At 52.9% G+C, this 14127-nt stretch carries 14 protein-coding genes; 2 read left to right on the forward strand and 12 right to left on the reverse strand.

Annotated features, from left to right (window positions below):
• Together aspS and Q7V06_RS02335 are read left to right on the forward strand one after the other, a co-directional pair.
• A partial coding sequence (aspS, locus tag Q7V06_RS02330; protein WP_304837491.1) for an aspartate--tRNA(Asn) ligase occupies positions 1–861 on the forward strand: 861 nt, incomplete at its 5' end.
• A gap of 6 nt (positions 862–867) precedes the next feature.
• On the forward strand, positions 868–1779 hold the full coding sequence (locus tag Q7V06_RS02335) for a methionine synthase (RefSeq protein ID WP_304837493.1): 912 nt from the start codon (positions 868–870) through the stop codon (positions 1777–1779).
• A gap of 36 nt (positions 1780–1815) precedes the next feature.
• Here Q7V06_RS02335 and Q7V06_RS02340 read toward each other — a convergent pair whose 3' ends face one another.
• The 12 genes from Q7V06_RS02340 to Q7V06_RS02395 form a co-directional block, all read right to left on the reverse strand.
• Entirely contained in the window at positions 1816–2394 is a 579-nt protein-coding gene (locus tag Q7V06_RS02340) for an ATPase domain-containing protein (protein WP_304837496.1), read from the reverse strand.
• A 10-nt stretch (positions 2395–2404) separates the two neighbouring features.
• Positions 2405–3187: an energy-coupling factor transporter transmembrane protein EcfT gene (locus tag Q7V06_RS02345; protein WP_304837498.1), complete on the reverse strand. Its 783-nt coding sequence runs from the start codon at positions 3185–3187 to the stop codon at positions 2405–2407.
• Between the two features lie 3 nt (positions 3188–3190).
• The gene (locus Q7V06_RS02350; RefSeq protein ID WP_304837502.1) at positions 3191–4588 is read right to left on the reverse strand and encodes an ABC transporter ATP-binding protein; all 1398 of its coding nucleotides are present in this window, start codon (positions 4586–4588) and stop codon (positions 3191–3193) included.
• Between the two features lie 3 nt (positions 4589–4591).
• Complete coding sequence (locus tag Q7V06_RS02355; RefSeq protein WP_304837505.1) at positions 4592–5116, reverse strand: hypothetical protein; 525 nt, start codon at positions 5114–5116, stop codon at positions 4592–4594.
• Positions 5113–6633 carry a class I adenylate-forming enzyme family protein gene (locus Q7V06_RS02360; protein ID WP_304837508.1) on the reverse strand — a complete coding sequence of 507 codons (1521 nt, stop codon included), beginning with the start codon at positions 6631–6633 and terminating at the stop codon, positions 5113–5115. Before Q7V06_RS02360 ends, Q7V06_RS02355 begins: the two co-directional genes overlap by 4 nt.
• Before the next feature lie 68 nt (positions 6634–6701).
• Positions 6702–7808 (reverse strand): ATP-NAD kinase family protein, encoded by a 1107-nt coding sequence (locus Q7V06_RS02365; RefSeq protein ID WP_304837511.1) that lies wholly within the window; start codon positions 7806–7808, stop codon positions 6702–6704.
• Positions 7805–9166, reverse strand: coding sequence for a TrpB-like pyridoxal phosphate-dependent enzyme (locus Q7V06_RS02370; protein WP_304837514.1), 1362 nt, complete (start codon positions 9164–9166; stop codon positions 7805–7807). Before Q7V06_RS02370 ends, Q7V06_RS02365 begins: the two co-directional genes overlap by 4 nt.
• A gap of 77 nt (positions 9167–9243) precedes the next feature.
• The gene (locus Q7V06_RS02375; RefSeq protein ID WP_304837517.1) at positions 9244–10716 is read right to left on the reverse strand and encodes an ATP-dependent DNA helicase RecQ; all 1473 of its coding nucleotides are present in this window, start codon (positions 10714–10716) and stop codon (positions 9244–9246) included.
• The gene (locus tag Q7V06_RS02380) at positions 10713–11363 is read right to left on the reverse strand and encodes a DUF1648 domain-containing protein (protein WP_304837520.1); all 651 of its coding nucleotides are present in this window, start codon (positions 11361–11363) and stop codon (positions 10713–10715) included. The genes Q7V06_RS02375 and Q7V06_RS02380 overlap by 4 nt, the downstream gene beginning before the upstream one ends.
• Positions 11364–11442: 79 nt before the next feature.
• Complete coding sequence (locus Q7V06_RS02385; RefSeq protein WP_304837523.1) at positions 11443–12588, reverse strand: hypothetical protein; 1146 nt, start codon at positions 12586–12588, stop codon at positions 11443–11445.
• Between the two features lie 363 nt (positions 12589–12951).
• Positions 12952–13653, reverse strand: a complete 702-nt coding sequence (locus Q7V06_RS02390) for an ABC transporter ATP-binding protein (RefSeq protein ID WP_304837526.1) — start codon at positions 13651–13653, stop codon at positions 12952–12954.
• Positions 13644–14127 (reverse strand): oligopeptide/dipeptide ABC transporter ATP-binding protein (locus Q7V06_RS02395; protein WP_370650796.1); only part of this gene is annotated, 484 nt, incomplete at its 5' end. The genes Q7V06_RS02395 and Q7V06_RS02390, both read right to left, overlap by 10 nt.

A 14127-nucleotide genomic window follows, 5' to 3' on the forward strand; every position in this document is an offset into this window, starting at 1 on the left:
TCGTTTATGTACCGTGAAGGGTTCCTGCATATCACCACACCAAAGGTCGTTGCGGCTGCTACAGAAGGCGGTACCGAGCTCTTCCCGATCGCATACTTTGAGAAGGAGGCGTTCTTAAACCAGAGCCCTCAGCTGTACAAACAGATGATGATGGCAGCAGGGTGTGAGAAGGTCTTTGAGATAGGGCCGATCTTCCGTGCGGAAGAACATAACACAGTCCGGCATCTGAATGAGGCGACCTCCATCGATATCGAGGTCTCATTTGCAGATCATGAAGATGTGATGCAGACACTTGAACAGCTGATGCATGAGATCTACACTTCTGTTGCGGATGACTGTTCCGACCAGCTTGCACTCCTTGGTATCAACGATCTCCAGATACCTGATGCGAGACTCCCCCGTCTCCCCTACTCTGAGGCGATTGAGATCGCAGGCAAAAAGAGCGAGGAGCCGATCGCATATGGTGATGACCTCGGAACGGCATCTGAGCGTGCCATCGGTGAGGAGATGGGGACCCACTACTTCGTCACCGAATGGCCGACTGCAATCCGCCCGTACTATGCGATGCCATCGAAAGCCGACCCGACGATCTGCAACGCCTTTGACCTGATGCACCCAAGGATGGAACTCTCGTCCGGTGCAGAGCGGTGCCATATCTATGACCAGCTGATTACGCAGATTCAGTCAAAAGGACTCTCTCCGGAGAGTTTTGAGTTCTATCTTAAACCATTCCAGTATGGGATGCCGCCTCATGCAGGATGGGGGCTTGGGGTTGAGCGGCTCGTCATGACGATCTGCAACCTTCAGAATATCCGTGAGGCGGTCCTCTTCCCGCGTGACCGCCACCGTGTTACACCATAAACGATTATGTCAGCCCAGCGATTCGATCCCGGTATCCTCCTCCCGACGACGGTTGTAGGAAGCTTTCCCGCAGTGAAAGGAAGTGGTCTTGGCACACTGCTTGATCCCTATAAGCATGCGGTCAGGTTTGCGGTAGCTGAGCAGATCCGTGCCGGAGTCGATATCATCTCAGACGGGCAGGTGCGGGAAGGGATGGTGAAGGCGTTTACCGGGAAGCTTCCCGGCATCCGTGACGACACCGTCATATCCCATGTAGGAGCAGCATCGGGCGGGATCACCGTCTCAGATACACAGTATGCGCTGACACAGACGAAGAGGGTAAAGGGTATCCTGACTGGCCCCTCATCGATTGCCCATGCACTCAGGATCGCAACACCCGGGTACCGGAACCGGAACGAACTGATCCTCGATCTGGCACGAGCACTCGCTTTCGAGGGTCGTGCTCTTGCAGATGCCGGAGTGAGTATGATCCAGATCGATGAGCCGATCCTCTCGACCGGTGTTGCCGACCTGAATACGGCAGCAGAGGCGATTATGATCATTGCAGAAACGGTCCCTCTCCCGGTCTGCCTGCATGTCTGCGGGCCCCTTGAAACGATCATCGATCCCCTCCTCCGCCTCCCGATAGCCATTCTGGATATCGAGGCGGCGACACAGCCTGAGAATCTTGAGATCTTCTCGGGAAGAGATCTGCACGGGAAGATGGTCGGATGCGGGTGTGTCGCCTCTTCTGATCATGAGGTCGAGTCGGTTGATCTGATCAAAAAACGGATCGAGGCGTGTATCGATCTCTTCTCACCCGAGACGATCCTGATCGACCCGGACTGCGGACTCCGGATGCATACACCGGAAGGGGCGTTTGCAAAGCTCTCCCGGATGTGTGAGGCGGTCAGGCTGGTGAGGGGAGAGTATCAGTAGTCAGGGGATTTCTCTCCCAGCCTGTTCATCCCCTCTTCATACTACCCTTGATGTCGTCGAGAGCTCTATTCCCTCCGCGGTGATGACAAAGGGGATCATCCGATCCACAATCCGCATACCACGATACTTCATAATGACAAGTCTCCGCTCAATCTGAGACTGGTGAACCTCTGATCTGAGATTAATAATGATATCTGCCTGCCGAAAGATCTGCATCTCTTCAATAGGAAGATGAAGGCCTTCATAGAATGTGCAGAGAAGACAACCCCCTTTCGCCCTGAATACTTCTGTTGCCACAGTGAGGAGGCGGGTTGCCTGTGATACACCCCTATCGAGGATCACTGACGAAAGTGAGTCGAGAACGGTGGTAGTGCCCCTGATATCATTGGCGATATCTTCTATTGATAATCCGGCTGCCGGGATCATCCCATTCCGTGCCTCTTCATCGAGGATCAGATAAGGTCCGCCTGTTGCCTTCGCAAACTGGGCAGCAAGGATATCAAGTCCCGATGTCGGGGAGCCATAGATGATGATCCTGCTCCCCGGACGGTATCCGCCGCCGATGACCGAATCAAGACCCGGAACACCGCTCGTTCTCATCTCTGGCTCTTCCATTTTTATACACCTACAGGATCTGGACACCTGCTATCACTGCTGCAAGGGCCACCGCAGAGAGGATGACAATGGCATCAAGGGAACCAAACACGATCTTTTCGGTCTGTGCCCTCCCCCGCCGGTATCCACGCATATCGATCGTCAGCCCAAGCGTATCAGCCTTTCCAAGAGAGTTTAAGATCAGTGGGAGGATGACCGGGCGAAGACCCCGTATCTTACCCATCATTCCATCACCGGGGGAGTATCCGCGTGCAAGCTGTGCTTCACTGATCCGGATTCCCTCCCTCTGAAGGGTCGGGATGAACCGGAGCGCGATGAGGAACATCAGGGTGTAGTCGATCGGCATCTTCAGCTGCCGGAGCGTGGTGACGAGTTCTCCCGGTTTTGTCGAGACGACGAGGAGCTGGAATGCAAAGAGCATCACAGCAAACCGGAGCGAGAGGATCGTTCCAAACAGGAGTGCACCGGTCGTCACCGGGAGAGCTCCTCCGATGAACGGAATGCCTGAGGGGATGAGGGTGAAGATGACCTCACCTCCATGCATCGTCAGGACCGTAAAGAGGACGAGCATCAGACCGAGGACGAGGAGGAGCGGGATCTGTTCGGTGAGACCCCGCCCAAGACCTGCTGCCCATGCAGCAAGGAAGACGACCAGAAGCAGTACTGCTAACAGGATGAGATCACTGGTCAGGACTGCAAGCAGGACGATGATGATAGTGAAGAGGAGTTTTGTAAAGGGATGTACCCGGTGAAAGATTCCGTCTCCGGGGATATACTGCATAATCTCCTGCATTTTTTATACCTCCTGAGAAGAGATGAAACGGCCGTTACTCATCTTCATCACACGATCAGCAAATGCGGTTGCAAGACCTGGATTATGCGTGATCATCACAATGCCATGCCCTTCATCCGCAAGCCTCATCAGAATTTCCATGATCTGAAGTGATTCTGCAAGATCAAGCCCTGTTGTAGGCTCATCAAGGACAAAGACCTCCTGATCCATCGCAATAACACAGGCGAGGGCGAGCCGCTGCCGCTCGCCACGGGAGAGATGCCGGGGATTTGTATCCTCCCTTCCGGCAAGCCCGACCTCAGCGAGGACCGACCCGATACAGTGTACGTCTGTCCCGATATTCTTCAGCCCAAATGCAATCTCTTTGTGTACGGTATCTTCAAAGAGCATGGTATCGGGGTTCTGGAAGACGAGGCCGGTATGACGGGAGAGGGTCGAGATGGACTGGCCGTTGCAGACGGATCCTTTGATCCGAAGTGTCCCCTCGGTCGGCTTGAGGAGACCGTTGAAGTGTTTGACGAGTGTGGTTTTCCCTGAGCCATTTTCGCCGACAATAGCGACGATCTCGCCGCTACGAAGGGTAAAGTTGACTCCATCAACGGCACGGTGATCTCCGTAACAATGTACAAGATCCTGTGCTTCGATGAAGAGTTCACCCCCGCGAGCTCCGGATCGTTTCGTGATCGGAGGGAGCTTCTCCTGAATCCGGCGGGATACTTCGGCCGGAGTGCCGGATGCGGTGATCTGCCCGTCTTCAATGAGCAGGCAGGCATCAGCAAATGCAGCCGCTTCGTCGATCATATGCTCAACAAGTACGATCGTTCTGCCAAGGTCCGCAAGCTGCCTCAGGATAGAGAAGACAACGTTTCTCGCCTCGGCATCCAGCTCGGATGTTGCCTCGTCCAGGATAAGAACCGCTGAATCAAGTGCAAGTGTTGCTGCAATCGCCGCCTTCTGCTTCTGTCCTCCGGAGAGTGTATAGGGGGCACGTTCTTTGAGAGTGGCGATCTCAAGGAGGTCAAGGAGTCGTGTCAGCTCATTTTCAGCATCCATTCTGAGAAGACCCCTGTTCTCAAGGCTCGTCATCACCTCTTCACCGACAGTGGTGAAGATCAGCTGGGCATCGGCATCATCAAAGACCATCGAGACGTCATGAGAGAGCTCCTCGATCCCTTTGTATGCCATGATGTCCCTGCCGGCGATTGTAATCGTTCCGGTCGCCTTTCCCGTATAGACATGGGAGAGGATACCGGCCATTGCACGGCAGAGGGTGGTCTTGCCTGAACCTGACGGGCCGGTGAGGATCGTCATTGACCCTTTCGGAAGTGAGAGAGAGATGTTTTTGAGGACCGGGATATCCCGGTTCCGATAGGTGTACGTGAGGTCTTCTATCCTGATCATCGGTTACCTCTCAAGGATCCGTGATGCAGCCGGGTAGAGCATCGAGACGATGATGCCGTTCACCACTGCGGTGATGACGACGATCGGAACAACTGCCATCACAAACCCGCTTAAGGTGACCGCCTGTGCAAGCATACCCGGCGCTGCGAGGAGGAGGACGACGACAACCCCCACAAAGGAGAGGCCAGATGCGAGGGTGGCAACAAGAGCCGTAATTCCTGGTGCTGCAATCTTCAGCCTGTCTTTTAAGGCCATAAAGACCAGAATACAGACGACCGCACCGATAGGCTCGGATATGAGGTTTGCAGGCGGGAAGATCGAATGGCTGATCAGTGCCGATATGAGACCTGCAATGACACCGATTCCAAGTGCCTCGCTGATCTTTGGAACGACCAGGATTATTGCAAGTGAGTAGAACGCAATAACCAGGTTTGCGACAATTGGCCCCGGTATGACGAGTGACATATACCGGACGATGGCTCCTGCTGCAAGCAGGATGCCGACAAGTGCTATATCTCTTGATTTCATAATGATTCCCTGATATATTTTTCTCTGAGTGTTCTTCGCATCAGTTTCCAGCCGTTCATCCTCGGGAGGTGGGGCGTTATGATCACGTCCCTTGGCACCTTGTATCCGGCAAGATGACTGCGGCAGTAGTCGATGATCTCTTCTGGAGAGGGGGTTGCACCCTCTCTTGGAACGATAGCGGCTATCGGGCGTTCACCCTGTCTTGTATCGGGGATACCGAATATGGCGGCATCAGCGATATCGGGATGGCGGAGGAGGACACTCTCGACCTCGGTCGGGTAAATCTTCCAACCCGACATGATGATCATATCCTTCTTCCGGTCTGTTATCGAGAGCCTGCCTTCCGAATCGATGTACCCGATATCGCCGGTTAAAAACCAGCCGGACGGGAGGAATGACTCTGCTGTTTCTTCCGGCATCCCATAGTACCCAAGGGCGACCGCAGGGCCACGGAGGGCAATCTCCCCTTCTTCTCCATCAGGAAGATGGATTGAAGGGTCCTGTGTATCCACGATCCTGACTTCCGAATACCCGACCGGATGGCCGACTGAGAGGAACCGGTCAGCAAAGGGATAATCTTCTGCCCGGATCGCAGTCCCCGTCCCAACGACGATCGTCTCCGAGAGGCCGTATGCATTGATGATCGGGATAGAGAACCGTTCATGGAACGGTCTCCAGACCTCGGGATGGAGGGGGCCACCACCGGATATGATCTCGCGGACCGTCGCAAGACGGTCTTCTGTCCCCGGCGGTGCTGCAAGGAGCGAGTGGATCACCGGCGGCATCCCGGCTAGGACGGTGACACCATAGTCTTCTATGAGTTCGATGTAGCGCTCAAGGTCGAACCGCTCCATTGCAATGAAGGTTGCACCGGCCTTGAGTGCAGCTATTCCCCATGAGATCCCGACATGACCCATCGGATAGATCCCGAGGTACACATCATCGGGTTGGAGGCGGAGCACCTCAGCTTCGGCATCCAGAGCCGCCATCCATCCGCCATGCGTGAGCATTGCACCTTTTGGCCTTCCGGTCGTTCCGGAGGTATACTGGATCTGGGCGAGATCGGTTGGCGAGCAGTTCATGGGTGGTATCCATTCAACTGCGTCCCGCAGCACCGGCCAGGGGATGGTCTCGGCATTACCGGTTGAGATAATTGTGATGCCAGGTATGGTTTTGGCACCATCTGCCCCTTCAGGATCGGTGATGAGCAGTCTGCTCCCTGACTGGGCAAGGGCATAGGAGAGCTCCTCGTGTGTAGAGACCCGGTTCACCGGAACAGCCACTGCACCAAGACGCCATGCCGCAAAGTACGAGATGAGATACTCGGCGGAACTCTCCAGATAGATCGCAATCCGATCGCCACTGACAATTCCAAGCGATTGAAAGAGGTCAGCAAGGGCAGAAGTGGCATTCAGGAGGTCCCGCATCGTATACGACTCATCCTTTGAGGGGATGATCAGGACAGGCTTTGTTGATCGGGCCGCGCCTATATCGAGAAATGCGGTGACATTCGGCATTGGGTGGTCTCCATGAGTGTAGTACAATGTATATATTTGTACAATTCACTTATAAAAGAACCCTTTTCTTAGACGGATCTCAGGAGTTTTCGCCGCTGTGCAATACCGAATCCGCAGATCACGCGGACTGATTGTGGAAATGAGCAGTCAAGTGCATGGTCGCCCGAGTCGATATGAAGATCCGGTGTCGCCCTGAGTTTGCTCTCTGTAGCAACGATGATGATCTTTTCATATCCAATCTGCTTCAGGACAGCAGGAGAGACGACCTGTGTTCCCCGCCCGATGACAAAGCCCTGTGCCCCGATCGGGCTGATGATCAGACGGGTATCCGTATGATCATGTAAGAATGCAAGCAATGATCGTTCATTCAGATCAGCCAGAGAGATGGTGCCATCTGCATAGGCATCAAATCCAAGGAGGGTCTTTGGAAGGCCCATCTCTTCTGCAATCGCCCCGGTCGTCGATCCCGGACCAAGGATGAAGGGGCGGCCTGAGGCGAGGACACCTGCCATGAACCGTGCAATATCCCGCCTCTCCCGGTCTTCATCCAGATACCCAAAAAAGGTCTCTTTCGCATGCTGGACAAAGCCCCGGAGGAACGGGGTGCGTGCAATCCCATAGAGACGGGAGGTGAGGAGGCCGTTTCGGTATGCCTCCTCATCGATATCCAGCACCTCGGCATCACGGAGAGGAAGAGTGCCTGCCTCACGGATCAGTGCGGCAGCTGCGATCGGATCTGTTGCAAAGACGGCTGAGTACATCTTCACACCAGCCGGAATGCCGAGGATCGGAAGAGATTGTCCGACTGCGGAGAGGACGTCACGGGCTGTTCCGTCACCGCCTGCAAAGATGATGATATCAGCACCTGCTTCTGCGATCTCTTTACAGGCGGCTATCGTATCCTCTGCGGTTGTCGGATCACTGCACCGGTACAGAATGGTATAATCGCTCATCCCACAGTCGGTGAGAGCGTCTGCTCCCATTGCACCGGAGGCGGTTAAGAAGTGAAGGGGGTCATCCCGGAGGAGAGAGAGGGTCTCTTCCGCCCGAATTCCGGCTTTTGGTACTGCCCCCTGTTCACGTGCTTCTGTAGAGAGGCCATCGGTTCCCTTCAGCCCGACAGTACCCCCAAGGCCTGCGATCGGATTGATCACAAGCCCGATCTTCCTCTTCATCCTCGCATCTTCGGGAGATGGGAGAGTGACTCTTTGATCAGATCGTCCGGACATTCGTAATCGATGATCTCGCCTGCATGGAAGGCATCATATGCGGACATATCGAAGTGGCCGTGGCCGGAGTTGCAGAAGAGGATCGTCTTTGCCTCCCCGGTCTTTCTGCACTCAAGTGCTGCATCCATTGCACCTTTTGCTGCATGTGCAGCCTCTGGAGCGATGATGATCCCTTCGGTCCTGGCAAAGATCTCAGCTGCTTCAAAGACCTCATTCTGCAAGTACGACTTTGGCGTGATGATCCCGTCATGAACAAGCCGCGATACGATCGGGGAGTCACCATGGTACCGGAGTCCGCCTGCATGGAGTGCCGGAGGAACAAACTCATGCCCAAGGGTGTACATCTTCAGCATCGGGGTGAGCCCTGCAACATCCCCATAGTCGTACTCGTAGAGACCCCGGGTCATCGTCGGGCAGGCAGCCGGCTCAACACCGATGATCTCTGTGCCTTTTGCCTTTCCGGTGAGGATATCCCCTGCAAACGGGAATGAGATCCCGGCGAAGTTCGATCCGCCGCCGACGCTCCCGATGACGACATCAGGGTAATCATCGACCATCGCAAGCTGTTCGCGTGCTTCAAGACCCATGATCGTCTGGTGAAGGCAGACATGGTTTAAGACTGACCCCAGTGAGTAGTGGGTGTTTGCATGAGTGGCTGCATCCTCAACGGCTTCTGAGATGGCCATACCAAGCGATCCGGTTGTATCCGGGTCCTTTTCGAGCATGGCACGGCCTGAGGCGGTCCTCGGGCTCGGACTCGGAATACATTCGGCACCCCAGACCTGCATCATTGATTTTCTGTACGGCTTATGGACGTAACTTGACCGCACCATATAGACGGTGCACTCAAGCCCAAAGAGGCTCGTTGCAAAGGCAAGGGCTGATCCCCACTGACCAGCACCGGTCTCGGTTGCGATCCGCTCTGTCCCATCCTTCATATTGTAATACGCCTGTGGAACAGCGGTATTTGGCTTGTGGCTCCCGGCAGGGCTGACACCTTCCCATTTGTAGTAGATCTTTGCAGGGGTCTTCAGATACTTTTCAAGCCGGTGGGCACGAATTAAGGGAGAGGGCCTCCAGATCTTTAAGATCTCACGGACATCTTCAGGAATTTGGATGTCACGCTTTGTGCTCATCTCCTGGCCGATCAGCTCCATCGGAAAGATCGGAGCGAGATCTGCCGATCCAACAGGTTTTCCGGTCGCCGGGTGGAGCGGCGGATCAAGGGGCGAGGGGAGATCCGCCTGGATATTATACCAGGTCTTTGGGAGATTCTCCTCATCGAGGTATATTTTGGTCTGCATCGTTATCCTCCAATAGTACACATCAGTGTTCTGTAATGAACATATATGCACATCAGAGTAATAAAAGTATCCTCAGATCAGATCTTTCCACATTTTGGTTTTGCATTCTTCAACCGGCTGTTTTCTGTGACTTCCAGCCGATTCTCTTTAATAAGAGCGTTTATAAGCGATAAAACTTCATCCAAAGGCATTTCACCCGCAATTCCAAAGGCAGGGAGCTTATCGTGGCCAAATTTCTTAGAGGTTCCCGAGAGGATCAGAGCTGCTGTTGCGATCCCATATCGGCCCTTGAGAGAGGTGACACCGGTGATGATCTGATCCTCGGGAGAAGACGGGGCAGAGAGGCAGATATCACAACTCTCGCATCGTGCTTTGGGGTACACTTCTCCAAACGAGGAGAGGAGGCGGCGGCGTCTGCATGTGGAGCTCTCGCACCAGTCCTGCATGATACCCAGTTTCTTCAGCCTGATACTGCAGGCTGTTGTGTCTGTATATTCCTTCTCGGTCAGTCTCTTCGAGATCTCAAAGTCCTGTTTTGAGTAGAAGAGGAGTGACTCCGAGGGTCTTCCATCACGGCCTGCCCGCCCACTCTCCTGGTAGAAGGACTCGATATCCTTTGGAGGATGGAAATGAACGACGAACCTGACATCTGGTTTGTCGATCCCCATCCCGAATGCGATTGTTGCACAGACGATCCGGGTATCCCCTTTAAGAAATGCATCCTGTACCCGTGACCGTTCATTGCCTGAGATGCCTGCATGATACGGAAGGGCAAGGATATGTTTCTTCTGCAGTTTCTCTGCTATATCGGCTGCTGCTTTCCTCGACCGACAGTAGACGATCCCGGATTTATTGCGGTATCCTGAGATGAATGCGACGAGACGGCGGAACCGATGTTCTTCTTTTCGTTCTTCAACTACACTATAGGTGATATTATCACGATCAAAGCCACCAGCGTACCGGCGGGGGGATCTGAGGCGGAGCTGTAGTATGATATCCTCCCTCACCTCTTCGGTCGCGGTCGCAGTGAGGGCGATGATCGGAGTCTTCGGGAAGAGATCGCGGATCACCGAGAGACCCCGGTAGTCTTTCCTGAACTGGTGACCCCACTGGGAGATGCAGTGGGCTTCGTCAATTGCAAAGAGCTTCGGGTGGAGCGTTTTGAGGAGGACCTGAAACGATCCGAGGCTCATCCGTTCCGGGGAGACGTACAGGATCGTGATCCTGCCTCCCTTCAGCTCCTCTTCGACAGCCTTCCTCTGATCATAGGTCTGACTGGAGGTGAGGAGGGCTGCCTTGATCCCCTGCTTCATCAGATCATCGACCTGGTCTTTCATCAGGGCGATCAGTGGGGAGACGACTATCGTCAGGCCGCCGAGTATCAGTGCCGGGAGCTGGTAGCAGAGGGATTTGCCGCCGCCGGTCGCCATAACAGCGAGGACGTCGCGGCCTTCAATGAGGTCCTGGATGATCGCCTCCTGGTTCGGGCGGAATGTGGTATGGCCAAAGAAGGCTTCGAGGGTCTTCTGGCAGGTTTCGCCCCCCTTCATCCGATCTCCCCAAGGTTCTGGTACTCGCGATGACTGATGAAGACAAGCCAGACAAGAGCACCGACTGCCGGAGCGATGATGAAGAGGAAGAGATGATCGGGAAAGAGTGCACCAAGGAGGGTGAAACCGGCTGCGATTCTGAAGACACGGGCTCCTGCCAGATGGGTATGCCGCCAGACATCAGCACTCTTCATCGTCCAGGGTGTCCGTATCCCGATCATACGGTTTCTTCTGGATATCCGGGGGAGGAGGAACGAGATGCAGAAGTACAGAGTGGCGAAGAGGATCGGGAAGAAGAGTGCCGCCGGGAGCGGGTCACCGACTGCGGCCATCCCCGCGTAGATCTGGATTGCCAGAAGGATTCCCAGAATGCAGACGATGAACCAGCCGGTGGCCCTCCTCCCCCGCAGATCTGTTGGCCCGATGTACCTGAGCATCACTGAGAAGATGAGGGCTGATACGAATAGGATGATCGGGATGATGGCGAGCCCATAGGCTTTATCAGACCATGCATCCGGCTCGCCCGCAATGTTCCAGTGTGTCGGGATCATCTCCGGGGCCATAGGATAGAGTACGATTGCTAAGAAAATTGATAGAGCGATGATTGTTATGGTGGCGATCCTGTAGCGTTCCATCTTCTGATTCATGTTGAACCTCAAGGGTATAAATTGAGATGGAAGGGAGATCAAAAGAAGAGGGGGAAAAAGAGTGTTCTTTCAGAAATGATCAGTCAGGTGAATTTCCACCTTCAAGAACCCACTCGACAACACCCCATGTAGAGCCGAGATCAACGGATAATACCGTCCTTCCCGGATTGAAAGACTCCGGAACTTCAAACAAGAGGATACTCCGCTGGATCTCCCGGCGATCAAGCTTCTTCTGGATATACATCTCACCAAGGGATGTGGTCTCAGGCGAACTGATCGGTTTTAGTTTCACCCCTCCGGTATTCAATGTAAATGCCGAGAGTGCAGGGGTTGTTATCATATAGTTCTTCCCATCCAGATTACCAAGATGAGTCACCTGAATAACTAATAACAGGAAGGTCTTCCCATTTGCTGCATTTTTATGTTCTGTACCACGCATAATCTCATAGTAATAATTCGATCGCGCTGAGTACCGGGTTGGGTAAATCGAGATTCGATTGCTCTGTTTTGCATCCATATATACAAACGATTCTCCAAGCTGTCGGACATTTTCTGAGATCGTCACCAGCATATCATCGATGGACTGGATCTCAACAGAGGGAACAGCTTCCACCGACTCAGGATAGAAGTTTATATCTTTGAGAGCATTGTCAAGGCGTCCTGTTGCATCAAGAATTCCCTTTATACACTCTCCTTTATTCTGCTCCGTTGCCGGAAGACCATTTCGTAAAGAAGAGGATACTGTGATATAGTCGATGAGTGAGCGCATATACTCACTCTTCCGACCCTTCCTCTCACTTGATACATCAAGAGCATCAACCTCGGCCCATGACGAGGTTGCAAGGTTGTAGAGTTCATTTGCAGAGCTTGTCAGTGTCATCTGCCTCTTCTGATCGATTGCAATGGTACACCGGAGTGAGAGGATGGTGAGGTATGGAGCAGTCTTTGCCAGATGAACATCAAAGATATCATCATTACTCCATTCACCAACCGCATCTCTTGAATTGAAGAGGCGATCACCGGAGGCTTCTGAGTAACCATAAGAGGACTGAACTGTCTTCTCGGTTGAGAAGAGACTCACAAATGTCGTCATAAACGGACCAAAAATGGTTTTCTGATCGGGATTGATCTGAACAGATCCCATCTCTTCAGCAGACACCACTGCTGTGAAGAGGGTGCAGATAACAACCATGACCAAGAGAGTTGTTAGACAATAGTTCTTCATAGAGATTCTCCTGAATTCTTTCATCAGTTGCCAGGACACTGGAGCAGAGATGCACCAGTTGTTATCAACGTCAATGAAATTAGCACACACATTGATCATATAATTACATAATTTCGTAAGATCAATTCATACACATATTACAAACCTTAACTATATAATAACTTCAGTTTCAAGATAAATCATAAAAAAATCCAGATCAAACACTCCAATTCAATATCAATTGGAGAGATATCGGCTCAACTAACATAACAGTCATACAAATAAAAATAGAGATGAAAGAGGGGAGATCAACTACCCACGACTAAAGTCGTGGGCTTGCCCTTCCATCTTCCTGATCTCTTGGGTGAATTGCACCGGAATCATCTACCGATCCTCCCCTTCAGAGAGAGAACCATCAATCAAGACCCCTTTCCGATCGGCCATAAAATCAACAACAGCAGAATCATGCGAGATGAAGAGATACCCGGTCCCGCGCTCATCTTGAATATCCTGTAATAGACGGAGTACCTGAGACTGAACCGAGACATCAAGGGCGGAGGTCGGTTCATCAAGGATGATATACTCAGGGTTTAAGAGGAGGATTCGTGCAAGAGCAATCCTCTGGTTCTGACCCCCCGAAAGCTGCATCGGCGTTCGTTCAATCACATCGTCAGTCACTCCGACATGATCCAGTGCATCCAGAATGAGACCCGAATGTTTCATCTTCGGCACCTTCATCAGGCGGAGAACATCCCTCATCGATTGCTCCACCTTCTTCTTTGGGTTCATTGCCGCTGTCGGATCCTGGAATAATACCTGTACATCCCGCCTGTACGTCTGGTATTCAACCCGATCCATATCCGGAAGGGATTTTCCTGCATACAACACTCTCCCTTCTCGTGGGCGTTCAAGCCCTGCTATCACCCGTGCAAGTGTGCTTTTACCAGAACCGGATGAGCCCATCAACCCATACGTCTCACCGGGATGAAGCTCAATGCTTACCTTATTGAGGACCTTGTTTAAGGGTGAAGAGAAAAATCCAGAGCCGCGATATACAATTGAAACCGAATCAGCCTTCAGCGACATAACCAGCACCTCACCATCCTTTCATTAAAATCAACCATGAAAGGATGAATCTCTGAGCAGCAGTCCAGCCGCTCTCTGCATCGTGGATGAAATCTGCATCCTTTCGGCATTGCAACCGGGGATGGTGCCATACCCGGGATCGGTTTGAACCCGTTCTCAGGGAGACTCCCGACAAGTCCACGGGTGTATGGGTGGCAGGGTGAAGAAAGAACCAAACCAATAGGTCCTTCCTCAACCACTTCACCAGCATACATCACAGAGATCCGATCTGCAAGTGTCCTGGCAACGGTGATATCATGAGTAATCAGCATGAGTGATGAACCCGAGTCTCTGATACAACTCTTCAGTTCAGCGACGACATCAGCAATACAGTCTCGATCAAGCCCTTTTGTCGGCTCATCCGCAATCAGAAACGGAGGAGAGAGGATGGTGGATGCGGCCATCACAAACCGCTGATTCATTCCTCCGGATGAC

Origin of the sequence: Methanocalculus sp. (genome assembly GCF_030651615.1) — an archaeon.
GTDB lineage: Archaea > Halobacteriota > Methanomicrobia > Methanomicrobiales > Methanocorpusculaceae > Methanocalculus.